This window comes from Amycolatopsis jiangsuensis, from assembly GCF_014204865.1.
In the GTDB taxonomy this organism is placed as follows: domain Bacteria; phylum Actinomycetota; class Actinomycetes; order Mycobacteriales; family Pseudonocardiaceae; genus Amycolatopsis; species Amycolatopsis jiangsuensis.
The window spans coordinates 1,416,873-1,439,615 of record NZ_JACHMG010000001.1; the positions used below are offsets into that span (position 1 = coordinate 1,416,873).

The 22,743-nt window shown below is 71.5% G+C and carries 22 protein-coding genes; 5 read left to right on the forward strand and 17 right to left on the reverse strand.

Annotated features, from left to right (window positions below; all coding sequences use genetic code 11):
- Positions 1-147: 147 nt before the first annotated feature.
- On the reverse strand, positions 148-1,344 hold the full coding sequence (locus tag BJY18_RS06225) for a serine hydrolase domain-containing protein (protein ID WP_184778477.1): 1,197 nt from the start codon (positions 1,342-1,344) through the stop codon (positions 148-150).
- Between the two features lie 167 nt (positions 1,345-1,511).
- Between BJY18_RS06225 and BJY18_RS06230 the strand changes: the two genes are divergently transcribed.
- Positions 1,512-2,099, forward strand: a complete 588-nt coding sequence (locus BJY18_RS06230; protein WP_184778479.1) for a TetR/AcrR family transcriptional regulator — start codon at positions 1,512-1,514, stop codon at positions 2,097-2,099.
- Positions 2,100-2,160: 61 nt separating this feature from the next.
- Here the strand turns inward: BJY18_RS06230 and BJY18_RS06235 are convergent, their stop codons facing one another.
- Positions 2,161-3,108, reverse strand: coding sequence for an alpha/beta hydrolase fold domain-containing protein (locus tag BJY18_RS06235; RefSeq protein WP_184778480.1), 948 nt, complete (start codon positions 3,106-3,108; stop codon positions 2,161-2,163).
- Between the two features lie 9 nt (positions 3,109-3,117).
- Complete coding sequence (locus tag BJY18_RS06240) at positions 3,118-3,423, reverse strand: hypothetical protein (protein WP_184778481.1); 306 nt, start codon at positions 3,421-3,423, stop codon at positions 3,118-3,120.
- Positions 3,424-3,547: 124 nt separating this feature from the next.
- Between BJY18_RS06240 and BJY18_RS06245 the strand changes: the two genes are divergently transcribed.
- Together BJY18_RS06245 and BJY18_RS06250 are read left to right on the forward strand one after the other, a co-directional pair.
- Positions 3,548-4,120 carry a TetR/AcrR family transcriptional regulator gene (locus BJY18_RS06245; protein WP_184778482.1) on the forward strand — a complete coding sequence of 191 codons (573 nt, stop codon included), beginning with the start codon at positions 3,548-3,550 and terminating at the stop codon, positions 4,118-4,120.
- 645 nt (positions 4,121-4,765) lie between these two features.
- A complete protein-coding gene (locus BJY18_RS06250; protein WP_184778483.1) occupies positions 4,766-5,998 on the forward strand; it encodes a metal-dependent hydrolase family protein in 1,233 nt (410 codons plus the stop codon).
- On the opposite strand, the gene BJY18_RS06255 is transcribed toward BJY18_RS06250, so the two are convergent.
- The 3 genes from BJY18_RS06255 to BJY18_RS06265 all read right to left on the reverse strand — a co-directional run bounded on the left by BJY18_RS06255 (position 5,961) and on the right by BJY18_RS06265 (position 9,465).
- Positions 5,961-7,220 carry a serine hydrolase domain-containing protein gene (locus BJY18_RS06255; RefSeq protein WP_184778484.1) on the reverse strand — a complete coding sequence of 420 codons (1,260 nt, stop codon included), beginning with the start codon at positions 7,218-7,220 and terminating at the stop codon, positions 5,961-5,963. The genes BJY18_RS06250 and BJY18_RS06255 overlap by 38 nt on opposite strands.
- Positions 7,221-7,257: 37 nt before the next feature.
- Positions 7,258-8,550, reverse strand: coding sequence for an MFS transporter (locus tag BJY18_RS06260; protein ID WP_184778485.1), 1,293 nt, complete (start codon positions 8,548-8,550; stop codon positions 7,258-7,260).
- 63 nt (positions 8,551-8,613) lie between these two features.
- On the reverse strand, positions 8,614-9,465 hold the full coding sequence (locus tag BJY18_RS06265) for a class I SAM-dependent methyltransferase (protein WP_221457590.1): 852 nt from the start codon (positions 9,463-9,465) through the stop codon (positions 8,614-8,616).
- 48 nt (positions 9,466-9,513) lie between these two features.
- Between BJY18_RS06265 and BJY18_RS06270 the strand changes: the two genes are divergently transcribed.
- Complete coding sequence (locus BJY18_RS06270; protein WP_184778487.1) at positions 9,514-10,113, forward strand: helix-turn-helix domain-containing protein; 600 nt, start codon at positions 9,514-9,516, stop codon at positions 10,111-10,113.
- A 33-nt stretch (positions 10,114-10,146) separates the two neighbouring features.
- On the opposite strand, the gene BJY18_RS06275 is transcribed toward BJY18_RS06270, so the two are convergent.
- Positions 10,147-10,302, reverse strand: a complete 156-nt coding sequence (locus tag BJY18_RS06275; RefSeq protein ID WP_184778489.1) for an SDR family oxidoreductase — start codon at positions 10,300-10,302, stop codon at positions 10,147-10,149.
- 24 nt (positions 10,303-10,326) lie between these two features.
- Positions 10,327-10,821, reverse strand: a complete 495-nt coding sequence (locus BJY18_RS06280) for an SDR family NAD(P)-dependent oxidoreductase (RefSeq protein ID WP_184778491.1) — start codon at positions 10,819-10,821, stop codon at positions 10,327-10,329.
- A 100-nt stretch (positions 10,822-10,921) separates the two neighbouring features.
- Between BJY18_RS06280 and BJY18_RS06285 the strand changes: the two genes are divergently transcribed.
- Complete coding sequence (locus BJY18_RS06285) at positions 10,922-11,470, forward strand: TetR/AcrR family transcriptional regulator C-terminal domain-containing protein (RefSeq protein ID WP_184778493.1); 549 nt, start codon at positions 10,922-10,924, stop codon at positions 11,468-11,470.
- A gap of 28 nt (positions 11,471-11,498) precedes the next feature.
- Here BJY18_RS06285 and BJY18_RS06290 read toward each other — a convergent pair whose 3' ends face one another.
- The 9 genes from BJY18_RS06290 to BJY18_RS06330 form a co-directional block, all read right to left on the reverse strand.
- Positions 11,499-14,000: an ATP-binding protein gene (locus BJY18_RS06290; RefSeq protein WP_184778495.1), complete on the reverse strand. Its 2,502-nt coding sequence runs from the start codon at positions 13,998-14,000 to the stop codon at positions 11,499-11,501.
- Between the two features lie 242 nt (positions 14,001-14,242).
- Positions 14,243-14,947: a guanitoxin biosynthesis heme-dependent pre-guanitoxin N-hydroxylase GntA gene (gene gntA, locus BJY18_RS06295; RefSeq protein ID WP_184778497.1), complete on the reverse strand. Its 705-nt coding sequence runs from the start codon at positions 14,945-14,947 to the stop codon at positions 14,243-14,245.
- Positions 14,944-15,684, reverse strand: coding sequence for a 4'-phosphopantetheinyl transferase family protein (locus BJY18_RS06300; RefSeq protein ID WP_184778499.1), 741 nt, complete (start codon positions 15,682-15,684; stop codon positions 14,944-14,946). The genes gntA and BJY18_RS06300 overlap by 4 nt, the downstream gene beginning before the upstream one ends.
- The gene (locus BJY18_RS06305) at positions 15,681-16,421 is read right to left on the reverse strand and encodes a thioesterase II family protein (protein ID WP_184778501.1); all 741 of its coding nucleotides are present in this window, start codon (positions 16,419-16,421) and stop codon (positions 15,681-15,683) included. The genes BJY18_RS06300 and BJY18_RS06305 overlap by 4 nt, the downstream gene beginning before the upstream one ends.
- Positions 16,418-17,485, reverse strand: a complete 1,068-nt coding sequence (locus tag BJY18_RS06310) for an HAD-IIIC family phosphatase (RefSeq protein WP_184778503.1) — start codon at positions 17,483-17,485, stop codon at positions 16,418-16,420. Before BJY18_RS06310 ends, BJY18_RS06305 begins: the two co-directional genes overlap by 4 nt.
- A complete protein-coding gene (locus BJY18_RS06315; protein ID WP_184778505.1) occupies positions 17,482-18,621 on the reverse strand; it encodes an acyl-CoA dehydrogenase family protein in 1,140 nt (379 codons plus the stop codon). Before BJY18_RS06315 ends, BJY18_RS06310 begins: the two co-directional genes overlap by 4 nt.
- 14 nt (positions 18,622-18,635) lie before the next feature.
- Positions 18,636-18,887, reverse strand: a complete 252-nt coding sequence (locus BJY18_RS06320) for an acyl carrier protein (RefSeq protein ID WP_184778507.1) — start codon at positions 18,885-18,887, stop codon at positions 18,636-18,638.
- A 44-nt stretch (positions 18,888-18,931) separates the two neighbouring features.
- Positions 18,932-19,789: a 3-hydroxyacyl-CoA dehydrogenase family protein gene (locus BJY18_RS06325; protein WP_184778509.1), complete on the reverse strand. Its 858-nt coding sequence runs from the start codon at positions 19,787-19,789 to the stop codon at positions 18,932-18,934.
- Positions 19,786-22,743 carry a type I polyketide synthase gene (locus tag BJY18_RS06330; RefSeq protein WP_184778511.1) on the reverse strand — a complete coding sequence of 986 codons (2,958 nt, stop codon included), beginning with the start codon at positions 22,741-22,743 and terminating at the stop codon, positions 19,786-19,788. The genes BJY18_RS06325 and BJY18_RS06330 overlap by 4 nt, the downstream gene beginning before the upstream one ends.

Sequence of the window (22,743 nt, forward strand, 5' to 3'; positions counted from 1 at the left end):
CGGCGAGCTCGCCGAGGCGGATTGTCGTCAGTGGCATGGGGTCCGTCCATTCTCGTTCGGGCGGAGCCCGGGCCGCCGCGGCACCGGGCCCCGGTTCGGGCGCCGGTCAGCGTGTTTCATGGCCCCACTAGGGACGTGGACCGGTCATCAGTCCCGTGCCGTGCTCCCGCACCCGGTGGCCCTTCGCGCGGCGGTGACCAGCGCGCTCAGCAGTCGCAGGTGATCGGCGTCGGCCTGGGCTGGGAACAGGAAGCGTCGGCGCAGGAAGGCGTAGGAAAGCTCGTGGCGTGGGTCGGCCAACGCCTGTTGTCCACCGGCTCCGCTGTGGCCGAACGCGCCGGCGCCGAGGACTGGGTAAGTCTCTGACACAGCGTGGAATCCGACTGCCCACGCCTTGGGCTGCCGCAGGACCAGGTCGAAACCGTGAGACTGGATCTGGCCGAACGCCGACACGGTGGCGGGTTCGAGCAGCGGGGTGCCGCTGTCAACCGGCGACACGAGTGCCGAGTACAGCTTGGCCAGGCTGCGGGCGGTGCCGATGCCTCCGAACGAGGCCGGCCCGCGGGCGCGGACGACCGGAAGGGTGGGCAGTTCCCACACCTCGCGGTTGCGCGGATGGTGGCGGTTGAAGGCGATACCGCTGAGACTGTCCGGGGCGGTCGCCGCCGCGGCCAGCTCGCGCAGGCGTTCCGGGGTCGCCGACATCGGTTGCGCGCTGAGGAACCGGTCGTCCTGCCCCGCGGGCAGGCCCAGGTGCAGGTCCAGCTTCAGCGGCGCCTGGAGCCGTTCGGCAAAGTGCTCCTGGACGGAGCGGCCGGTGGCGCGGCGCACGACTTCCCCGCTCAGCGCGGCCAGCACCAGCGCGTGGTATCCCGCTGCCCGGCCCGGTCGCCAGAACGGGCGCTGCGCGCCGAGTCGTTCGGCCACGACCTGGTCGTCGGCGAGTTCCTCCATCGTGAACCCGTCCGTGGCGCCGACCACACCGGCCTGGTGGGCGAGCAGTTCGCGCACCAGGAGGTCCTGCTTGCCCTCGACCGCGAACTGGGGCCAGTAGTGGCTCACCTTCCGGTCCAGATCCAGCACGCCGTCCTGGACCAGCAGCGCCACCACCAGATGGGCGACCCCCTTGCTCGCCGAGTAGATCCCCATGATCGAGTCGGTGTTCATGTCCGGCCCGGCCCACAGGTCGACCACGTTCTCCCCGCGGTGGTAGGCCGCGACCTGCACGTCCAGTTCACCGCCCTCTGTCGCCAGCAGCGCGGCGAACTGCTCGCGCACGGCCTCGAATCCCGGCGCGACTGTGCCCTGGACACCAGCAGCCGCACCCTCGCCTGCTTGCCTCATCGTGCCTCCCGCTGTCCCTGGTGGCGGCCGATCCGCCGAACACGACCCACGATAGCTAGTTAATAACCAGTGGTCACTAATAAATCCGGGTGTGCCGTTGTCAGACTTGTCACCCCCGGCGGCCCACGACGGCCCGCCCGGCGGCGGGTCCTGGCTATCGTCGTGCCATGACCGACGAAGTGGCCGAGCGACGGCGTCCGGGACGTCCCGCCCGGATCAGCCGGGACAAGATCGTCGAAGCGGTCTCGCTGGCCGAGAACGTGGACACGCTGACCATGCGCGAGCTCGCGGCGCGCCTCGGCGTCAGCCACGGCGCGCTCTACCGGTGGGTCAGGAACCGCGACGAACTCTTCGATCTCGTCAGCGATGTCGTTGTCGAACGCATCCTGCAGCAGGCCGACGCCGGGGACCCGGAATACCGAGCCTGGCTCACCCGGCTCGCGTGGGCGATGCACGACGGATTCCTCGCTCTGCCTGGCTATGCCACGCACCTGTCCCGTCCGCACAAGCACAACGCGCACTCCATCGACCGGCTCGGTGGCGCGGTCAACGCCGCTCTCCGCCGGTCCGGCGTCACCGCCGAGATGGCCGGGCACAGCTGGCAGATCTTCATCACCTGTGTCGTCGGCTGGCTGGCGGCAACCGAGAATCTCCTCCATCTCGGCGCCGACGCACCGAGATTCGACCTGTTCCTCGACACACTGTTGCGTGGCCTGCCCGCCCGTGAGCCCGGTGCCGTACGGCCGGCCCCTTGATCTTGGTCAGCGTCGACAGTCGGCGTGTCGGCTCGAGTGAAGGTCACAGCTGCCGAAGTACTCAGCCCTGACTGTCTCCTCCTTCGAGTACCGCTGTGTCCACAGTGGAGAGGCTGATCGTCGAGCCGGCGAGCACGGCCTGTCCGACGCCCAGGTCCGGGATCGGCCATCGGGGGAAGGACGAGCCGGCGACGAGCAGGACGATTTCCGTGCCCGCCGGCAGCAGGAAGAAGGTGTCGCCCAGTTCGACGGTGACCTCATCGTCGTCCGGGGAGCTGGTGGCGACCCCTTCGACGAGGTTGTGCAGCCGGCCGTCGGGGTGGTCGACACACAGGGTGGCAGTCCACAAGCGAGCGTCGATGCCCAGGCTCGCCATTGCCGGGCCGGGGGTGGCGTCCGGTGCCGCCTGCTCGGCCTGTGTCCGGGTCTTGAGCCGGGCCACGATGGGCCCGGCCAGCAGCGTCTCGTGCTCGAGGCGATACCGGAGCGCGACGTGGACGTCCGGACGGCCCACGAGCGGCTGCTGGTCGATGACGCCGAAGCCGCCGTTGACGAAGACCTGCACGCCTCGTCCGCCCCGGGTCGGGACCGGGTTCTCCGGGTCGACGGTGAAGTGCCCCGCGGTCAGGTCGAGCACGACTTCCCCGGTGCCCGGCGGCGGCCAGGTTTCGAGATCGACCCACTGCCGGGCGCCCAGCGCGTAGGCCCGCACCTTCGGCAGGTCGGGCGCGCGGTCCTGCAACACCGCGTCGTGGAAGTCGAGAATCCAGTCGTAGACCGCGGTTCCGGCACCCCTGAACCCGACGTTCGCTTCGCCGACCAGCTGTGAAAGAAACCCGGAGTCGTGGCCCCAGTCCTCGACCGCGGCAGGGTACGGATTCTCGGGCGCCAGCCGGTACTCCACCGAGACCACGACCGCCCGCAGGTGCTCGGCGTAGTCCAGCGCCTCGCCGATCCCTGTCTGATTGGTTCCGGCGACCAGGCCGCCGCCGTGTATCCGGTAGAGCACGGGGGCCGGTCACGCCGCGCCGGCCGGCCGGCAGATCAGCACCCTCACCTCCGGTGCGACACCGCGGCCGGGGACCGGCAGCTCCGCCACTTCGAACCGCCCGTCGCGGCCCAGCCGCCCGGGAGTGAGCCGGACCGAGCGCACGGCAGTGGACCGGATGGGCGGGATCATGTCCGGGGTGAGGGACGGCACCACCGGCCCCGCGTCGACCAGCTCCGCCAGCGCTGTCGCCAACTCGGGGTCGAACGGCAGTGGTGGCGGCACAGCGAGTTCCGGCCCCGTGGGCCGACCCTGTCCCGGCGGAATGGTCGCCATGGTGTGCCCTCGTTCTTCTCCTGCGCCGTGGGTTCCTGCGCACGGTCTCGCGCCGCATCACGGGAGCTCGTCCCATCACGATAACGTTTCCACGGGACTTTCTCCCGTGACCTATGATGGCGCCGTGGCTAGATGGGAACCCCACCCGCAGGAGCGGCTGGCACGGGCGGCACTGACCCTGTTCGCCGAGCGCGGGTACGACGCGACGACGGTCAACGACATCGCCGAGCGGGCGGGGCTGACCAAGAGCACTTTCTTCCGGCACTGCAACGACAAACGCGAGGTCCTCTTCCTCGGCCAGGACGGCATGACCGCCCAGGTGGCCGAAGCTGTCCGCGCGACCCCGGCCGGGGCACCGCCGGCCGACGTCCTCGCCGCCGTGCTCGAAGTGTTCGCCGGCTACTTCCCTCCGGAATACCGCTCCACCGCGGCGGCCCGCGCGACGGTCGTCGCCGCGCATGCCGAACTGCGGGAACGCGAGTTGCTCAAGGCCGCCAAGCTCGAGAGCGCCATCGAGAACGCGGTACGGGAGCAGGGACGCGGCGAGGTCGCCGCCCGCTTCCTGGCGGCCGTCGGACTTCTCGCACTCGACATCACCTACCGCCGCTGGATCTCCGACCCCGGGCAGCGCAGCTACCGCGACCATGCGGCCGAGGTCCTCGACGAGTTCGCCGCGCAGGCGGGCAAGCTGGCATGAACATCACCCAGAGGCTGCACCGGGCGGTGCAGCAGACCCCGGACCTCGCGGCGACGGTCTTCGGCGATCGCAGCCGGCCCTGGCACGAAACCGCGGACCGCGTGGCACGCGCATCGCGACGCACTCCGGAAGTGAGGGACTCATGAGCCTGTTCCGTTGATCGCCATAGTCGACGCCGACGACATAGCGCCCGAGAGTCTCTTCCGTCGCCCCGATGAAGTCGGACCCCGGCTCATCCCCGGCCCGGTGAGTTCGCCCTCGAGTGTGCAGATCCGGACCTGGCTGTAGGTGTTGTCGAGCCCGAGGACCTACAGGTGCTCACCGATCGGAGTACGAGGCCGGATTCCGGCGCTATTTCGTCCCGGGCGGACGGATACGCGGGCGGGACGCGCCGGATCCGCCCGGCCGCCCGCCGTGCCGGAAAGTCTCCGGTGGGCCGGACGGTGCCCGCTCTTCCACTGCCCGCGCCATCGACATCCGTTCACCGAGCGGAACCCGTTTCCCGACAGATGTCACTACCCGCCTCGCGCGCGGGGGCGTCGACTTACCGGTGCATGCGCCGCGCGGCGCTGTCGGGCATTCTCGGAGCACCGGGCGGCTGCCCGGACCGCAGACGCGCACCACGAACTCGCCGGGAGGCCACGCATGAGCACGACGTTGTTCCGGGACGCCGCCATCTTCGACGGGATCAACCCCGGTCTGCGCCCCGGCCACGTCCTCGTGGAGGACGGAGTGATCCGTGAGATCTCCGACCGCCCGATCGCCGGAGCCGACACGACGGTGGCGGTCGGCGGCCGCACGCTGATGCCCGGGCTGATCGACCTGCACGTCCACATCTGGGCCGCGGACCTCGACGTCACCAGGCTGGCCCAGCAGCCGACCGAGTACTACTCGCTGTTCGCCGCCCGGTTCCTGCAGACCAGCCTCGACCACGGCTTCACCACACTCCGCGACGCGGGCGGCACCGACGCCGGCTACGCCCGCGCGATCGAACGCGACTGGCTGGCGGCACCCCGGTTCTTCCACTCGGGCCGCTACATCTCGCAAACCGGCGGGCACGGGGACTTCCGCGCCGGCTCGCAGCAGGACCTCACCGGCTGCGAGTGCTGCCCGCCGCGGCACGAACGGTTCACCGCGATCGCCGACGGCGCCGACGCGGTGCGCCGCGCCGTGCGGGAGGAGTTCCGCCGCGGCGCCCGCGCCATCAAGATCATGGCCTCCGGCGGCGTGGCATCGCCCAGCGATCCGATCGACGCGTTGCAGTTCACCGACGACGAGATCCGCGCCGCCGTCGACGAGGCGACCATGCGGGGCAGCTACGTCTTCGCGCACTGCCATCCGGACGCGGCCATCCGCCGCGCCTCCGAACTCGGGGTGCGCTGCATCGAACACGCCACCTTTCTGACGCCCGAGACCGCGGAAGTGCTCGCCCGCAACGGAACCTTCGCCGTGCCGACCCTGGCCGTGGTCAAGGCGCTGGAGGACGACGGGCTTGCGCTGGGCCTTCCCGAGGCCAGCCGCCGCAAGCTCGCCGGCACCTACGACGCGATGCTGCACGCGCTGAGCCTGCTCAACGCCGCCGGCGTCAAGACCGGGTTCGGCACCGACCTGCTCGGCGCGCACCACGTCCGCCAGGGCATCGAGTTCGAGCTGCGTGCCGAGGTGCTCGATCCCCACGACATCCTGCTCTCGGCCACCAGCGTCGCCGCCGAAATCCTGCAACAGGAAGGCCGGCTGGGGGTCATCGCCCCGGGCGCGCACGCCGATCTGCTCGTCGTCGACGGCGATCCGTTGACCGACATCGGCGTGCTGGGCCGTCAGGGCGCCACGCTGCCGGTGATCATGAAAGCCGGGCGGTTCCACAAGAACGAACTGTGAGCACAGCGGCGCCGGGCCGGGGAACCGGCGCTGCGTACCCGGATCGGGCGCCGAGGGACTTCCGGAGCGCCGCGGTGAGGCGGTTGGCTCGTTCGTCGCCGGGGTTGGCCAGCTGGTTGTTGAGGTAGCCGAAACCGATTTCGGCGTCGGCGTCGGCGAAACCGAGGCCGCCGTTGGCGCCGTCGTGGCCGAAGGAACGATCGGAGAGAAGGGGCCGGCCCGGGTATCCGTTGACGAGAAACCCGGTGGAGAAGCGAATCCCGGGTGGGGTGAGCACGCCGGGCCAGCCGTCGCCGGCAGAACGGGGGGTCACCGCGTCGGCGATGCTCTTGTCGTCGAGGAGCTGCGGCGTGCCGTCGATCGTGGACACCGCCGCGGCGTAGATCCGGGACAGCGCGGCGGCGGACATGATGCCGTTGGCCGCGGGGATCTCGGTGGCGTGCAGGGCCGGGGAGTTGAAGTCGGCGGGACCGTCGCCGAGGAACCGGGCGGGCAGTGCTCCCCCGAGCGTCATCGACCTCAGGACGGCCGGCATGGCCATCACTTTCTCGAAGAGGGCGCGGGTTTCCGCGTCGGCGACCTCCGGCGCCGGGTGGATCCGGGCGACACGGGGCTCGATGTCGGCGGGGAGACCGATCCAGGCGTCGGCTGCCAAGGGAGCCGAGAGGTACTCGGCCAGCAGCTCATGCGGCCGCAGACCGGTGGCACGTCGAAGGATCTCGCCGGTGAGCCAGCCGAAGGTCAGGGCGTGGTAGGCGAAATCGGTGCCGGGTTCCCACTGCGGCCGCTGGGCTTCGATGGCGGTGGTCACCGGGGTCCACCGGGTGAGGTCCGCGAACGTCAGGTCGGTGTCGAGGGCGACCAGGCCGGCGCGGTGGGCGAACACGTCGCGGATCGTGGTGTTTTCCTTGCCGTGGGCGCCGAACTCCGGCCACAGGGACGTGACGGGCGCATCGAAGTCGAGGAGACCGCGCTGCTGGGCGAGGTACCCGGCGAGGGCAAGAAGACCTTTCGTGGCGGAGAAAGCGACGGCGACGGTGCCGGCGTTCCAGGGTTGTCCGGCGGTGGCGTCCGCGAGACCACCGTGTACATCGACGACCAGCCGGCCGCGGTGGTGGATCGCGAGAGCAGCGCCGGTCTCGGCACCGCGGGCGAAGTTGTCCCTGAAGGCGTCGGCGACCGGCCCGAAGCCTTCTTCGGCGAAGCCGTGGATCGTGGTCATGAGAACTCTCCTGCGCGCTGTCGTGGAGTCGGGTGGGTCAGCTGGGAGAAGGCGCGGCTTCGGCCGTGGCCGGTTCGACGGCCTTGCGCCGGTAGAGCAGGGCGGTGAGCACCGCGCCGGCCGCGAAGAGTCCCGCCGCCCACCAGAAGGCAGTGGTGTAGCTGGCGATGGCGGCATCCGCGCGTGCCGTGGGGTCCGCGGGATTCTTGCCGACGAGGAAGGCGGCCGCGGCGCCGGCGGCGAGGGTGTTGAGCAGGGCGGTGCCGATCGAGCCGCCGACCTGTTGCATCGCGTTGACCGAGCGGGGAACGAGCTTCATCGTCGAGAACTGGGCCACGCCCATCATGAGGACGATCATCGGCAGGAACGCCAGACCGGTGGTGATGGGGCTGAAGCCGAGATCGAGCTGAAGGTAGTAGGTGAGGAACAGCAGCACCCCGAACAGACCGGCGCCGGTGAGCAGGAGCGTGGCGAAGGAGGCGGCGCGGTTGCGGTCGGTGAGGATGCGCAGCGGCAGCAACGGGTGCTCCGCGCGCGTCTGCCACCAGGCGAACGCGGCGACCAGCAGGACACCGGCGAGGAGGAATCCCCACGTCAGCGGCGAATCCCAGTGCTGGGACTCGGCGTTGGACAGCCCGAAGACCACGGCGAACAGGCCGGCCGAGATGAGCACCGTGCCGGGCAGGTCCAGCCGGGAGTTCGCGGCGTCGCGAGTGTTGGTCAGCAGCTTCCAGCCGCCGAAGAGAGCCACCGCGGAGAAGAGGACGTTCACGAACATCGTCCAGCGCCAGTCGAGGGCCTGGGTGAGCGCGCCGCCGATCAGAAGTCCGACGACGGTGCCGGAAGCGCCGATCGCCCCGAAGATCCCGAAGGCCTTCGCCCGTTCCCGGGAATCGGTGAACGTCGTGTTCAGCAGGGAGAGCGCGGCCGGTGCGAGCAGCGCGGCGAACACACCCTGGAGGGCGCGCGCGGCGACCAGCATGCCGAAGCTGGTCGACACACCACCGAGGATCGAGGCCGTGGCGAAGCCCGCGGCACCGATGAGCAAAGCGGGCTTCCGGCCGAAGAGGTCGGCGAGACGGCCGCTGAGCAGCAGCAGCGAGGCGAAAGCCAGCGCGTAGGCGGTGATGATCCACTGCCGGCTGCCGTCGGAGAAGCCGAGGTCCGCCTGTGCCGAGGGCAGAGCGATGTTCACGATGGAGGTGTCCAGGGTCACCATCAGCTGGGCGACGCCGATGATCACGAGGATCCACCAGCGCCGGGAGTCGAGAGGGGGTGCGGGTGGTGCCACGGCGGGCGCGGGGCCACGGAACAGGCGTTCTTCGGGCATGACAGGACCGTTTCTGGGGGGTGAGCGGGTGGTGCTCGGAAAGGACAGGGGTGGTGGCCGGACTCAGGGACGGCGGGCGACCCAGGTGGTGCGGGTGGTCCGGACGGTGAGGTCGTCGCGCCGCAGGACGCTGTGGGGGCCGTCGCCGGCGAGGACCGCGTCGAGCGCGGCCAGGTCGTCGCCGGGCAGCCGGCCCTCGAGGTGGGAATGCAGGCGCTGCAGGCACACCTGCGCGTAACGGGCCGTGGCGGCCGGCAGCGGAGCGGGCAGATCGATGACGAACGGCCGCTGCGCTTCCAGGACGAATCCCGCGCGGACCAGGTGTGCGGACCAGTCGGCGGGCGGGTACGGGTTCAGCGTGGCGTGGACGCGGGCTTCCACCCCGGGACGTCCCACGCCGAGGTCGTCGGGCAGAAACCGCGGGAAGAAGTCCATTTCGGTCACCGCCAGCAGGCCGCCCGGCCGCAGAGCGCCGAACGCCTCGGCCAGGACGCGGTCAGGGTCGGCCAGGTGGTGCACCGAGGCGGCCGCCCAGATCAGGTCGCTGGTCTCCAGCCGCGGCCAGCCCTCGTCGAGATCCGCCTGGACGCCACGGACCCGGTCGGAGAGGCCGAGCGCGGCTGCCTTCTTCGAGAGCCGGTGGAGCATCTGCGGGGAAAGATCCACGGCCGTGACGCCGGCGCGCGGGAAGCGCCGCGCGAGGGCGAAGCTGCCAGTCCCGGTCCCACTGCCCAGATCGACGATGTGGCGGGGTTCCTCGTCGGACAGCTCACCCAGCCAGTCGACCAGCTCCGCCAGGTAGTCGTGCAGGACCTCGGCGTCCAGTTCCAGGAGCTCGGCCATCGCGGCGGTGCCGGCACCGGCAGCGGCGTGGTCCCGGTGCGGGTCGAACGGGCTGCTCTCGGTGCTTTTCATGACTTCGAAGGTAGCGTCGCCTTGCACAAATTACATATGCTCTTGCATATGACGCAAGAAAGCGATCTGGAAGGCACCGTCCGCATGCGCATCCGGAGCCTGCGCCAAGCCCGGGGCTGGTCGCTGGACAACCTCGCCGAGCGCGCCGTCATGAGTCCGTCCAGCCTGAGCCGCATCGAGACCGGCCGCCAGCGCCTCGGACTCGACCAGCTGACCGCACTGGCCCGCGCACTGGGGACCTCGATCGATCAGCTGGCCGAGACCATCAACGACGACGACGTCGTGATCCGGCCCGAGCGGGACGAGCATCGTGGCCTGACCACCTGGCTGCTGAGCCGCGGATCGGCGCCCGCCGGGGTCACCGTCGCCAAGATGCGCATCACCGACGAGGCCGCCGGCCCCCAGGCCGTTCAGCTCGGCGTGCACCCCGGCAAGGAATGGTTCACCGTCCTGTCGGGCACCGTCGCGCTGTTCCTCGGCGAGCGGACCGTCCGCGTCGAAGCCGGCGAGGCCGCCGAGTTCTCCACCATGACCCCGCACGCCATCAGGGCACACGGCGGACCCGCGGAAATCCTCGTCATCCTCGATCACGACGGACGCCGCACCCATCTCCACCCGCCCGAATCGGGGCGATCCTCCGCCGACTGACCGGCCTCGCCGCGCAAGCGGCGGCGCGAAGGGTCAGAAGATCGCGCGGCTGAGCCCACCGTCCACCGCGATGGTGGTGCCGGTGACGTACGAAGCCGGCGGCGAGACCAGGAAGGCGACCACCGCGGCGAACTCCTCCGGCCTTCCCCATCGAGCGATCGGGATGTCCGCGGCGGCGTCGTCGGGCACACCGTCCGGGTAGAGCTGATGCGCCTAGCCGGCCACACCCGGGCGGACGAGGCTGGACACCGCCACCTGGGAGGTCGGTTCCTTCACGGTGGAAGCCGTGATCGCGACGAAGCGGCCCGCGGCGCTGGCCTTGAGGTGCGGGACCGCGGCACCGGCCAGCCGCACCAGCGGCAGCAGGATCGAGCGGAACGCGGACTCGGCGTCGTGCTCGGTCACCTGCAGCGCGGACCCGGGACGGGGACCTCCGGTTTTCCAGACCACGATGTCGATCCCGCCGAACCGGCCGGCGGTGTAGTCGACTATGCGTTCCACGGCACCGTTTCCGGCGAGGTCGGCGACCACCGGGACAGCACCGATGCGCCGTGCCTCGGTTTCCAGCGCTTCCGCGTTCCGCGCCACCGCGACGACTTCGACACCGCCGACGCGCAAGCGTTCCGCGGTCGCGAGCCCCAGTCCGGAGGACGCACCACAGACGATCGCGATCCGGGATGAGCGCGGGGGTGGTGCCGGATCGGTCATCGGCCGGCTCCTAAAGACACTGACGGGCGGGTATTTCGACTACGCCGTAGCCGAAAATGAAAGAGCCTGTCATGTCGCGCAACTCGGCGATACTGGAGCCGTGTCATCACGCACCGAGCACAGCGCGTCCCGCAGTACCGCCACGCTGTACCGGCATTTCACCGGACGTGACGACCTCGCGCGGCAGGTCGTGGACGCGATGCTCGCCGAGATCACCCTGGACGAGGCACGCCTCGCCGCAGAGCCGTGGCACCAGTGCGTGGCACACATCGCCGAGGAGCTGTTCGCCGCGCTGGTCCGGCACGAGAACGTCGCCGCCCTCGCGGTCGAGCAGGTGCCGTCCGGACCGCACGCACTGAAGCTGCGGGATCGGTGCACCTCGGTCCTGCTGGAAAACGGGTTCAGCACGGCAGAAGCGGTCCAGACCTACGCCACCGTCGCGCGCTTCGTTCTCGGCTTCGGCATTCAGCTCCGATCGGAAAGCCACCGATCACCGGGCATTCCGGAAGCGGACGGGGAACGCGGGGACAGCACCGCCGGCGGCGTCGGCAGCGTTCCGCTCGTCGACGAGTTCGGCTTCGGCCTGCACCTCGTGATCGCCGGCCTGAGGACTTACCGGGACCGGATGGATCGGCGGAAGGGGTCGTGACCGTCCCGGTTCTCGCGCGGGCGCGAGTTCAGGCGGGCCGTGCGGGGCGGCCGGTGGGGCGGCGCAGCAGTTCGGTCCGAACCGCGCGGGGAATCCGCTGGTACGCCACCTCCCGCAGCGCCGCCCGGCGGAAGGCGTAGCCGTCGTCGGTGCGCCTGAGCACGTCTCGTTCCGTCAGCGCCGTCAGCGCCGTCGCGATTTCGGCCGGGGTCCGGTCGCACACCTCGGCCACCTCGGCCGCGTCGAACACCTCCGCGGTCAGCGTCGCCGCCTTCAGCACTGCCTTCTCCGTCCTCGGAAGGCTGTCCAGCAGGGCGGCGAGTGTCCGGCGGACCAGCGGCGGGGTCGTCGCCGCCTGATCCGGCGCGGGGAACGGCGTCGTCCGGCCGCGCACCGCCGCCGCATACGCATGGGCGAACCTCGGGTTGCCGCCGATGCGGGCGACCAGCTCGCGACGGCCCCTCGCCAAGCGGGTCGTGTCCGGCAACAGGACGTCGAGCAGGTCGGCCACCGCGTCGTCGGCCAGCGGCGCCAGCGTCAGCGTCGTGCCCGCGTGGCGGGCCGAAGTCCAGTCCGAGGTCGTGTCGAGCAGCTCCGGCCGCGCCGCGGCGACGACCAGGACCGGGTGGCCGGCGCAGCTGCCGCCCAGACCGGCCAGCGCGTCCTTCGCCACCGAAGCGTGCACGTCGTCGGCCAGCACGACGAGCGGGCCGTGGGCCGTCAGCTCCGCGGCGGCCGCACGCAGGGCATCGCCGGCGCCTCCCGAGCGAAGCCGAGACGCCGTGCGGGGAAGCAGGCCCGGCGCGGCGGCGAACGTCTCGGCGAGGTCGCCTGCCGTTTCGAGCACCCGTACCTCCGGCCGCTTCGCCAGCAGCTCGCCGAACTCCGCGAGCAGCCGCGTCTTCCCGATGCCCGGCTCCCCCACCACTGTCACCCGATGCGGGCGACCGCCACGCTCGACGAACTCCAGAAGCTGCTCCAGCAGATCGAGGTCCTGGCCACGGCCGGCGAAGGTGCCCGGGTCCGCCGGCTCGGCGAGCGGATGCGGGCGCACCTGCCCCGCTTCCCACCAGCCGGCACAGTCGTCGGCGGTGCCGTAGACCACCGCGGGTTCGCTGGCTTCCCGCACCGCGTCCGCCACCCGGACCCGGCCCGCGGGCGCCGTCAGCGCGGACCGGACGCACCGGTCCAACGCCGGCCCGCTGACAGCGACCGGGGCGGCGTCGGCGAACTCGACGAGGACGTCACCGGCTTCGACGCCGATCTGCGTAGTGATGCCCACCGCGGCGAGCCGGTCGCGGATCCGCAGCGCGGTGCGCACCGCGCGCACCGCGTCGTCGTCGTGGGTGGCGGGCACCCCGAACACCGCCAGCAGGACCGGACCCGGCCCGCCGGGCAGGTGGGCACCTTCCGCCTTCGCCTCCTCTTCGGCGACGGCGCGCAGCCGGGCGTGGGCTTCGGCGACGTCCTCGGGATCGAAGTCGGACTCGGCCGGAACGATCCCGACCGCGACGACGGGCTTCCGCTCGGTCTCGCATCGCTCTTCGACCGGTCCGGCGAGCGCGATCACCGGCGGCCCGGCCGGCGCAATACCGGGCGGCACGATGCCGGCCGGCGCAATGCCGGGCGGCACGATGCCGGCCGGCGTGGTGACGAGCGGCGGAACGACGGACCGCGCGGCGACGGGCGGCGACACGGGAACCGATGCGGGAACGGGCGCGGGCGGTGCGGCGGGCTCCCGGACGTGCACCGGCGCGGGTCCGTGCGCGAGCACGGTCTCGTCGTGCCGCAGGATGGCGCGCTCGAGCTCGCGCAGTTCCTTGCCCGGCTCCAGACCCAGCCCCTCGGCGAGGCTCGCCCGCGTCGCGCGGAACACCTCCAGCGCGTCGACGTGCCGGCCGCAGCGATACAGCGCGGTCATCAGCTGGGCGTTGAGCCGTTCCCGGTGCGGGTGCGCCTCGGCGAGCCCGCGCAGCGTGGTGAGCACCTCGTGGTGCCGGCCGCGTTCGAGCTCCAGAGCGAACAGGTCCTCGTGCACGGCCAGGCGTTCGTCCTCGAGCGCGGCCAGCTCCGGCCAGTCGACACCGTTCTCGGCGAGGTCGGCCAGCATCCGGCCGCGCCACAGGCCGAGGGCTTCGCGGTAGGCCGTCACGGCACGGTCGGCTTCGCCGGCACCGCACGCGGTCCGTCCGTCGGCGGCCAGCAGGCGGAACCGCGCGACGTCGACCTGGTCGCGCTCGACCCGTAGCAGGTACCCGGGCGCGTGGGTGAGCAGCATCGGCTGGGCACCGTCGCTCCCGGTCCTCGTCGCGAACATCGTCCGCAGCCCGGAAACCGCGTTCTGCACCATTTTCCGCGCGGTCGCGGGGATCCCCTCGGGCCACAGCGCCGACAGCAGGGAACTCGTCGCGACCACTTCGTTGTGGTGCAGCAGGAGGTAGGCGAGCACGGCGCGCTGGGTCGCCCCGCGCAGGACGACCGCGCGTCCGTTGTGGACGACGTCGAGGGGGCCGAGAAGATCGAAACGCACGGGACACCGCCTTGACCGGATTTGCGAAGACGATCTCCACCGTGCTCCACGACCGGGCCGCCGACAACGGCTGCGACCCGATACTGGCCGTGTGCCAGCGGTCACCAGAACGATGCCAGTTACCACCCGATGGGTTGACGGAGGAGCACCCGGTTGCTATGCGAAGCAGGGCGGCCACGCCCGGTACCGGGTCGCGGCCGCCCTGCTCGGGTGCGGTCCCGCTGCGTCAGGCGGACGTGCTCTCAGCCCGCCGGGCGCTGCATCACATCCGACGTGTACTTCACCGACGAGGCCTCGTGCCGCGAGGTGAACGGGCACTTCCAGTCCTCCTCGGTCATGCGGCCGGAGAAGTGGCGCGAGGGCATCTGGTACTCGTACTCCGTGAAACTCGGGTTCACCGAACCGTTGTTGGTCGCCTCGCGCTTGCGGATCGCGTCCTGCATGGAAAAGAACTTCTCGCCCAGCAACATGAACTGCATCAGCGAGTTGAACGCGATCGCCGGCCGGACGAACCGGCGGCTGGCCCGGGACGCGCCCGGATGCATGCCCACGAGGAAGAACGCGTGGCCGGCCACGTGAAACCCGAAGTTCGGTTCGTCCGGATCCGACGTCGCCCCGTCGTCGAGGCCGTAGGTGCGGCTGTCGATGTCGTGCATCAGCTGCAGGTGCTGCCACAGCAGCCGCTCGTGCACCTGCTCGTCCAGCACCTCGCCCGGGGTCTCGAACGTCGCCACGAACGTGCGGAAGCTCTTGTCCGACAACGTCGGGCGGATACCCCGCGCGTACCCCAGCAGGTCGCGGTAGTTGGCGCGTGCCGACTCCGGGTCGCCCAGCGCCGGGTAGTGGCCGTGTTCGATGGACCCGCGTTTCAGCGCGGACCGGGCGCCGAGACAGCTGAACTCCTTGGTGCCGATGAACTCCTCCAGTTCCGCCCGAGGATCGGTCATCGCGGGACCCCTTCCTGATGGGCTCCGGCCGGGAGCCAGTCGAACGCGCGCACCGTCACCGGGCGCGCCTGTACGGCCAGGGCCGCGGCGTGCCGCGGGCCCGCGCCGAGTTCCCTGATCGTCCACTCCGGACGGTCGGTGCCGGTGAACACCACGTCGTCGCCGGTGAGGGTGAAGGCCGGGCCGGGCAGACCGGCGAGACCGGTGCCGTCGGCCTTCAGCGCGGCTTCCTTACAGGCCCAGTACCGGAAGAACGTCTCCGGCCCGGCGACGCCCGCTGCCTCCCCCACGGTCAGGGTCCGCTCGGCGAGTCCGGTGTGGTCCACCGGCCGGACCTCCTCGACGTCGACGCCGACCCGGACGCCGGAAGCCACCGCGACCAGCGCCAGCCCGCCCGAGCGGGACAGGCTGAACTCGAGCCCGGTGCGCCCGGCCAGCACCGGGCGGCCGCCGTCGTAGGTCAGGCCCACCGCGCGGGGCCCGGCGCCGGTGTAGCAGGCCAGCACCTGCCGCAGGGCGACGTGCGAGGCCAGGAACCGGATGCGTTCCTCCTCGACGACGAACTGCGCCGCACGACGCAGTTCGTCCTCGGAAAGCCCGCCGAGCAGGCCGTACGCGTCGCCAGGGGCCAGGACGCGGGCGAGGGCGATCCGCCACACGTGCACGTCCCGCCCCGGTTCCAGTCGTTCCCCCAGCGCACCCGAGGGCTGTCGCCACGCCGGTGACCACATCGTCATCGCTGCAGCCTCCGGCGCACGACCGCGAGCAGCTCCGGCACCCGGTCCTCGAGGTAGAAGTGCCCGCCGGCGTAGGTGAACAACGCGGCGTCCGAGGACAACTCCAGCCACGCCTCCAGTTCGCTCCGGTCGGCGCGCGGGTCGCGGTCGCCGCCGAACACCGTCAGCGGCACCGGCAGCCGGTCCCCCGGCACGTGGCGATAGGTCTCGTTCACCGTGAGGTCGGCGCGCATCAGCGGGAGGAACATCGCCAGCAGCTCGGGCTCCCGCCGCAGGACGTCCGGCAGCCCGCCGAGGGCGTGCAGCTCCGCGGCGAGCCGGTCGTCGGGCAGGGCCCGCAGTGGCGGGCGGGTGTCCGGCAGCTGCGGCGCGGCCCGGCCGGAGACGAACAAGTGCCGGGGCGGGGTCGCGCCGCGTTCGACGAGCCGCCGCGTGAGCAAATAGGCCACCAGCGCGCCGAGGCTGTGCCCGAAGAACGCGTAGTCGCCGGTGAACGCGTCGGCGAGGCCTTCGAGGGCGTCGTCGACCATGGCCTCGACGTCCTCGTGCGGCCGTTCGCGGCCCCGCTCGGCCCGGCCCGGCGGCTGGACGGGGACCACGGCCACCTCGCCCGCGGCGGCGGCCCAGTCCCGATAGACCGCCGCGCTCGCCCCCGCGTGCGGGAAGCAGAACAGCTTCGTGGCGCCACCCGCTGGCAGCCCGCCGGGCAGCCAGGGCCGCACGGTCGCCGTGGTCATTTCACCTCCACCGTCAGGTAGGGCGGCGGCGGCTGGATCCGCTCGAGGTCCGACTCCAGCACGAGGCTGCTGCCGGCACGGGAGACCTCGCGGAAGCCGGCGAACGCGTAGGTCACGTACATGACCCGGTTGCGGCCGGTCTCGACGAAGTCCGCGCGCAGCGTGGCACCCTCGGCCTTGGCCAGGCCCATGATGTGGTTGAGCAGCACGGTGCCGACCCCGCGCGACATCACGCGACACGACATCAGCATCATCCGCAGGTGCCAGGCGTCGGTGCCGCGCTCGGCCAGCGCCAGGCCGATCTTGCCGTAGCCGCCGTACTTGTCCGACAGCGACGCGACCAGCAGCACGTGCTCAGGCGAGGTGCGCAGCTCGTCGAGCTCGTCGTAGGAGTAGGTCCGCCCGGTCGAGTTCAGCTGGTTGGTGCGGACGGTCAGTTCCTCCGCCCGCTGCAGGTCCTCGCGCTGGGCACGGGCGATCGTGAACTTCATGTCCAAAGTGGACAGAAACTCCTCGTCGGTGCCCTGGTGGTCCTCGGCCACCCGGTCGCGCTCGGCGGCGGCCCGGTACAGCTGGCGGCGGATGCGGGACTCGTCGGTGACGAACCTGGGCCGGAACTCCTCCGACGCCAGCACCTCGGCCAGCCGCGCGACGTCGACGGTCTTGACCGCGGGCAGCGCGTGCGCCACCTCGTCCAGTTCGAAGGGCTGGTCGTCGACGAACGCGATCGCGTCCAGGCCGATGTTGAGCGCCTGCGCGATCCGCTCGACCGACCCGGACTTGGGGTTCCAGGTGATCTGCGGGTACAGGAAGTACTCGTCCAGTCCGGCGGCCTTCAGCTGGGCCATCGCCGCGTCGTGGTCGTTGCGGCTGGCCACCGAGTGCAGGACGCCCAGCTCGTCGAGCCGCTTGATCTCGGCGACGACCTCCGGCCGGACAGTGACCGTGCCGTCCTCGAGCAGGGTTCCGTCCCACACCGTGTTGTCCAGGTCCCAGACCACGCACTTGATCCGGCCGCGCTTGGGCTTGTCCGCCGTGGCGACCGCGGAGTTCGCGCTCGTCATCCCGCCACCTCCCGGTAGGCATCGTCTGCGATGGTCAGCTCCTGGATCTGGGTGCTGCCCTCGATGATTTCCATGACCTTCGCGTCGCGGTACAGCCGCGCGACCGGGTAGTCCGGGCCGCAGCCGTTGGCGCCGTGGATCTGCACCGCGTCCGACGCCGTTCTCGCGGCCGCGGTGGACGCGAAGTACTTGGCCACCCAGGTGGCCATGATCGTCGCCGGGTCGCCGGCGTCCTTGAGCCGCCCGGCCTTCTCGCACAGCAGCCGCCCGGCGTCGCGCGCGGTCACCATGTCGCTGATCTTCGCCCGGATCTGCGGCAGGTCACGCAGCAGCCCGCCACCGGCCGACCGCTGCGAGGTGTAGGCCGCCGACGCCGCGAGCGCGGCGCGGACGATCCCGACCGAACCGCAGGCCACGCTGTAGCGGCCGAGGTCGAGCGCGCCGGTCATCACCGTGCCCGCCGCCCAGCCCGGCGGGCCGACCAGCGCGCCCGGGCCGAGCCGGACGTCGTCGAACTCGATGGTGGCCAGCATGCTGGCCGTCGTGCCCAGCATGTGCCGCACCGGCGTGACGCGGACGCCGGGGTGATCGGCGGGCACCAGGAACGCGCTCATCCCGGTGGCCGTGTCGGCGAACACCAGCAGCAGCCCGGCCCGCTGCCCGCCGGTGATCCACTTCTTGCGGCCGGTGAGCGTCCAGCTGCCGTGGTCGGCGACCGCGACGGTACCGGCCGCGGTGGCGTCGCTGCCGCTGAAGTCGGGATCTGTCAGGCAGAAAGCGCCGAGGGTCTCCCCGGTCGCCAGGGCCGGCAGCCACCGCTCGCGCTGCTCGTCGTCGCCCCAGCGGTGCACGGTGGCGGTGACCATGGTGTGCACGGTCAGCAGGCTGCGCAGTGACGAACAGCCGCGGCCGACCTCCTCGTGCACCCGGCCGAGGGTGACCATGTCCATCCCCGCGCCGCCGGACTCGACCGGCAGGAACGGCGCCCACAGCCCGAGTTCGCCGACCCGCGCCCGGACGTCGCCGGGGATTTCTTCGGCCCGCTCCCACGCGTTCGCGTGCGGCGCGACCTCTCCGTCGACGAAGCGCCCCAGCACCACGAGTTCGGGGGCTTCCGGTCGTGTCCTCACCGTCACCTGTCCTCCCCGGTTCAGTGCGCGGCGGCGGCGACCCGCCGCTGCACCAGGTCGGCCATCCGCTCGACGGTGCGGAAGTTGTCCAGCTTCAGCTCCTCGTTGGGGATCCGCGTGCCGAACGCCTTCTCGATGAACATGACCAGCTCCATCGCGAACAGCGAGTTGACGAAGCCCAGTGCGAAGATGTCCTGCTCGTCGGTGAACGACAGGCCGGGGAACTTCGCCCCGATGAAGGTGCGGATCTCGCCGCGGATGTCCTGCGACATGGGATAAACCTCTCTCGGTTGCGGAAGGGACGGGCGGTGCGGTCTCAGCCCGCGCCCGCCGCGCTGTAGCTGTAGAAGCCCCGGCCGCTCTTGCGGCCGTGCAGCCCGGCCGCGGTCATCTGCTTGAGCAGCGGGCAGGGGCGGTACTTGCTGTCGTTGAACTCGTCGTGGAGCACCTCGACGCTGTAGAGGATCGTGTCGACGCCGATGAGGTCCGCGGTCTCCAGCGGGCCCATCGGGTGCCCGAAGCAGCTGCGGAACACCTCGTCGACGGTGGCGGCGTCGGCGACTCCTTCGTGCACCAGGAAAGCCGCCTCGTTGACGGTGAGCATCAGCACGCGGTTGGAGACGAACCCGGAGGCGTCGTTGACCGGGATCGGCTTCTTGCCCATCGACACCAGCAGCTCCCGCACGAGGTCCTTGGTGGACTCGCTGGTGTGGTAGCCGGGGATGAACTCGCAGGCCGGCTTCATCGGCACCGGGTTCATGAAGTGCACGCCCATCACCTTGTCCGGCCGCGCGGTCAGGCCGGCGAGCCTGGTGATCGGGATGGCCGAGGTGTTGGCCACGAACACGGTGCCTTCCTTGCAGGCCTCGTCGAGCTTCGGGTAAAGCCGCGCCTTGAGGTCCCAGCTCTCGGTGATGTTCTCGATCACGACCCCGGCTTCGGCGAGCAGCTCCAGCTCGGTGCCGGTGGTGATCCGGGCGAGCACGGCCTCCGCGTCGAGGTCCGGGCCGCCGAGCATCCGGCTCATCCGGCACTCGAGCTCGATCCGGTCCCTGGCGTCGGCCAGCGTGCCCGGGTCGACGTCCACGAGCACGACGTCGTGCCCGCTGGTGGCGAGGTTCTGCGCGACCCCGGTGCCCATCACACCGGCGCCGACGACTCCGACGAGGCTCATCGTTGCTCCTTCACTGCGTTGCTCGTGGTCAGGTCCAGCACTCCGTCGAGCCGTCCGTACGCGGCCCGCACCGCCTCGGCCCCGCCGGCGTGCTCGTCGGCGAACACGACGGTCACGCCCAGTTCGGCGCCGAGCCGGGTCGCCAGGTCGCGGGCGGTGCGGTCCAGCTCGCCTTCGACCAGGTGGACCGGCCGCGCGGACACCGCGTCCGCGGCCCGGGCACCGAGGGCGACCTCGGCCGCCGACCGGGTGGTGGTCGGCTCGATCCAGTACCGCTCGCGCTGGAACGCGTAGCCGGGCAGCGTGGTCTTTCGCGGGTCCCGGCCGGCGTGGTAGCCGCGCCAGCCGATGTCCACCCCGGACAGCCACGCCCGCCCGAGTGCCTCCGCCAGCACCGCGGTGTCCGGGCGGGGGTCGGCCTCGCCCGGCATCGTCGGCACCAGCAGCGGCCAGGACGTCTGCGGGAAGTCCGGGTGACCGCGGAACATGGCACCGAGCGACTGCCCGGCACCCAGCTCCAGCCATACGTTTCCAGGTGCGGCACTGGCCAGATGCTCGATCATGGCGGCGAACCGGACCGGGCGGCACATGTGCTCGGCCCAGTACCCCGGGTCCTTGAGCTGCTTCGCGGTGATCGGTGCTCCGGTGACGTTGGAGAGGTACGGGACTTCGGGCTCCCGCGGAGTGACGTGTTCGCGGACCCAGGCGGTCAGCTCGGCGGCCGCGGGCCGCAGGGCGCGCGAATGGAACGCGTGCGTGGTCCGCAGCAGCCGGGCGGGAACCCCGTGTTCGGCGAGCGCCGCGGTGAGCTTCTCGACGCCGTCGGTGGGGCCGGAGACCACGATCATCCGCGGACCGTTGACTGCGGCGACGTCGACGCCGTACGCCGTCACGTCGCCGACCAGCTTCGCCAGTTCGCCGGGGCCGAGCGGGACCGCGCACATCGCGCCGGGCGGCAGCTGTTCGATGAGCTTGGCGCGGAACGCGACCAGCGCGGTCGCCTCTTCGAGCGTCAGTGCGCCCGCGAGCGTCGCCGCGGCGAACTCGCCGACGCTGTAGCCGGCGAGGACGGCCGGCTCGACGCCCCAGGCACGCAGCAGACGGCCCAGGGCGTAGCCGAGGGTGAACACCGCGGGCTGGGTGGCGGTGGGCCCCGCCTCTTCGGTGTCGGTGGCGCGGCCGAGCAGCCGGGCCAGATCACCTCCGTCGTCACCGCGGGCGCCGCGCAGGCTTTCCGTGGGATCGGTGCCGAGGTGCTCCCGGAACAGCGCGGCGCACTCGTCGACGGCGGCCTTGAACTCCGGCTCACTGTCGTAGAGGCCGCCGGCCATGCCGCGGTACTGCTCCCCCACGCCGGCGAGCAGGAAACCCACCTGCCGCGGGCAGGAGTCGGCCTCGGCGAGGATCCGCGTGTCGGAGGCGAACGCCTCGGCCGCGTCCTCCGGTGACGACACCACGGTCATCCGCCGGTGTTCGAACGCCTTCCGCCCGGCCTGCAGCGTGTAGGAGACATCCGCGAGGTCGGTCCACTCCGGACATGCGGCGGCGAGGCGTCCGGTGGCGGCGTCGGCCGCCTCGGCCGTGCGCGCGGACCAGATCAGCACATGGTGCGGCCGGGCGGCCGGGCGCGCCGGGGCGTCTTCGGGGGCCTCTTCGAGGACGACGTGGGCGTCGGTGCCGCCGAAGCCGTTCGCGCTGACCCCGGCAAGGCGCGGCCGGTCACCGCGTGGCCAGTCCGCCAGATCCCGCTGCACGACCAGCTTGTCGCCGCTCTGGGCGAACTGCGGGTTGGGCGTGGAGAAGTTCACCGCGGGCGGCAGCTTCTCGTGGTGCAGCGCGAGGGCGGCCTTGATGAACCGGGCGATCCCGCCGGCCTGGTTGATGTGCCCGAGGTTCGCGTCGATCGACCCGAGCGTGACGCGCTCGACCTCGTCGACGTCGAAGATCTTCTGCAGCGCGCAGATCTCCGCGACGTCACCGAATGGAGTGCCCAAAGTGGACACCTCGACGTGGTCGATCTCGGCGGGTTCGACGTCGGCGGCGGCCATCGCCTCGGCGACGACCGCCGCCTGGCCGGGTACGCCGGGCAGGTTGAATCCCTGGCGCGCACGATTGCCCTCGTGGTGGATGGCCCAGCCGCGGATCACCGCGTAGACCCGGTCGCCGTCGGCCTGCGCGTCCTCCAGCCGCCGCAGGACGACGACGCCGAGCCCGTTGCCGGGGACCTTGCCGTCGGCTTCGGCGTCGAGGATGCGGTTGACGCCGTCCGGGGCGAACCGGCTGCCCTCGCGGTAGAGGTAGCCGGGTTCCTGCGGCACCACGACGGACACCGCGCCCGCCACGACCAGGTCGGATTCGCCGGTGAGCAGGCTGGAACAGCCCTGGGCGACCACGGACAGACCGGTGGAGCTGCAGCTCTGCACGCTCACCGAGGGCCCGGTCAGGTCGAGGGCGAACGACAGCCGGGAGGCCAGCAGGTCCTTCTCGTTCTGCAGGATCAGCTGGTCCGGGCCGACCGTCAGCGCGGTCACGTCGTTCTGCAGCAGATTGGACATCAGGTACGTGCTGGGTGCGCCGCCGGCGAACACTCCGGCCAGCCCCTCGAGGGCGTCCGGATCGGTCCCGGCGTCCTCCAGCGCGTGCCAGGCGCACTCGAGGAACAGCCGGTGCTGCGGGTCGAGCAGTTCGGCGTCGGCACGGGAATAGCCGAAGAAGTCGGCGTCGAAGCGGTCGACGTCCGGCAGCATTCCGGCCGCGGCGACGAAGGCCGGATCGTCGGCGGTTTCGGCCGGCACGCCGGCCGCGAGCAGTTCGTCGCGGGTCATCCGGGTGATGCCGTCGCGTCCGGCGCACAGATCGGCCCAGAACGTGCCGAGGTCGGGCGCGCCGGGGAAGTTCCCGGCCATGCCGACGATCGCGATGTCGTTGCCGGTGTCCCGGGGTTGCGTGGTCAT

Bases quoted from the DNA above. Each gene is read 5' to 3' on its own strand.
- BJY18_RS06225 (WP_184778477.1), bottom strand. From the start codon at position 1,344: ATGAGGCAAGCAGGCGAGGGTGCGGCTGCTGGTGTCCAGGGCACAGTC.
- BJY18_RS06230 (WP_184778479.1), top strand. From the start codon at position 1,512: ATGACCGACGAAGTGGCCGAGCGACGGCGTCCGGGACGTCCCGCCCGG.
- BJY18_RS06240 (WP_184778481.1), bottom strand. From the start codon at position 3,423: ATGGCGACCATTCCGCCGGGACAGGGTCGGCCCACGGGGCCGGAACTC.
- BJY18_RS06250 (WP_184778483.1), top strand. From the start codon at position 4,766: ATGAGCACGACGTTGTTCCGGGACGCCGCCATCTTCGACGGGATCAAC.
- BJY18_RS06255 (WP_184778484.1), bottom strand. From the start codon at position 7,220: ATGACCACGATCCACGGCTTCGCCGAAGAAGGCTTCGGGCCGGTCGCC.
- BJY18_RS06260 (WP_184778485.1), bottom strand. From the start codon at position 8,550: ATGCCCGAAGAACGCCTGTTCCGTGGCCCCGCGCCCGCCGTGGCACCA.
- BJY18_RS06265 (WP_221457590.1), bottom strand. From the start codon at position 9,465: ATGAAAAGCACCGAGAGCAGCCCGTTCGACCCGCACCGGGACCACGCC.
- BJY18_RS06270 (WP_184778487.1), top strand. From the start codon at position 9,514: ATGACGCAAGAAAGCGATCTGGAAGGCACCGTCCGCATGCGCATCCGG.
- BJY18_RS06280 (WP_184778491.1), bottom strand. From the start codon at position 10,821: ATGACCGATCCGGCACCACCCCCGCGCTCATCCCGGATCGCGATCGTC.
- gntA (WP_184778497.1), bottom strand. From the start codon at position 14,947: ATGACCGATCCTCGGGCGGAACTGGAGGAGTTCATCGGCACCAAGGAG.
- BJY18_RS06300 (WP_184778499.1), bottom strand. From the start codon at position 15,684: ATGACGATGTGGTCACCGGCGTGGCGACAGCCCTCGGGTGCGCTGGGG.
- BJY18_RS06305 (WP_184778501.1), bottom strand. From the start codon at position 16,421: ATGACCACGGCGACCGTGCGGCCCTGGCTGCCCGGCGGGCTGCCAGCG.
- BJY18_RS06310 (WP_184778503.1), bottom strand. From the start codon at position 17,485: ATGACGAGCGCGAACTCCGCGGTCGCCACGGCGGACAAGCCCAAGCGC.
- BJY18_RS06320 (WP_184778507.1), bottom strand. From the start codon at position 18,887: ATGTCGCAGGACATCCGCGGCGAGATCCGCACCTTCATCGGGGCGAAG.
- BJY18_RS06325 (WP_184778509.1), bottom strand. From the start codon at position 19,789: ATGAGCCTCGTCGGAGTCGTCGGCGCCGGTGTGATGGGCACCGGGGTC.
- BJY18_RS06330 (WP_184778511.1), bottom strand. From the start codon at position 22,743: ATGACCACGCAACCCCGGGACACCGGCAACGACATCGCGATCGTCGGC.